The sequence below is a fragment of the Shigella sp. FC1661 genome, assembly GCF_001712525.1.
GTDB classification, from domain to species: Bacteria; Pseudomonadota; Gammaproteobacteria; order Enterobacterales; family Enterobacteriaceae; genus Escherichia; species Escherichia coli.
In genome coordinates, this window is the sequence record NZ_MDGW01000419.1 from 1 (window position 1) to 694 (window position 694).

The window sequence follows — 694 nt, forward strand, 5'->3', positions numbered from 1 at the left end:
ACCGCCGCATTACCGCGCCGGGTTACTGGTTTTACCGCAATGATGAATTTGTCTTTGACTACAGACTCAAAGCGGAAGATGAGCGTGATGCCCTTCTGGTTCAGGTCAGTGCCCGGACAGGGGAATGGGAAGAAGACCTGCTGCTGGGGCTAATCAGCGACGAAGACCGGGAAAAACTGAAAGCGTACCGTATTTACGCGAAATCGCTGCAGGCGATGGATTTCAGCGCCATCACTGATAAATCCTCATACAACGCCATTGAATGGCCCGTCTCTCCGGAAGGTTCTTCCTGATTTAATTTATCGCGAGAAAAACTATGTCTGTAGTGATATCAGGTGCGCTGACTGATGGCGCAGGCATCCCCATGTCCGGATGCCAGATTATTCTGAAATCCCGTGTAAACACCTCAGAAGTGGTGATGCGTACCAGGGCTGATGTAGTGACCGGAAATAACGGTGAATATTCGTTTGAGGCACAGGTCGGAAAATATTGCGTGTATCTGAAACGGGACTGGCGCGACGAGTACTGTGTTGGCGACATTGCTGTATACGACGACTCAAAGCCCGGCACTCTGAAAACGGCTAACCATCTGTCTGAAATCGCAGCAGCAGGCGAAAAGGCACAACAGAAGTCCCGGGATAATCTGGGGCTGAAAAGTGCGGCCACGATGGAAGCACAGAGCGACATTTACGAC

Annotated in this window: 2 protein-coding genes; both read left to right on the forward strand. The window is 51.2% G+C overall.

Annotated elements, in window-relative coordinates; genetic code table 11:
• Window positions 1-293: tail fiber assembly protein (locus tag BFF42_RS19295; protein WP_146759061.1), on the forward strand; the 293-nt coding region annotated here is incomplete at its 5' end.
• 23 nt (window positions 294-316) lie between these two features.
• Window positions 317-694: prophage tail fiber N-terminal domain-containing protein (locus tag BFF42_RS19300; RefSeq protein ID WP_171742392.1), on the forward strand; the 378-nt coding region annotated here is incomplete at its 3' end.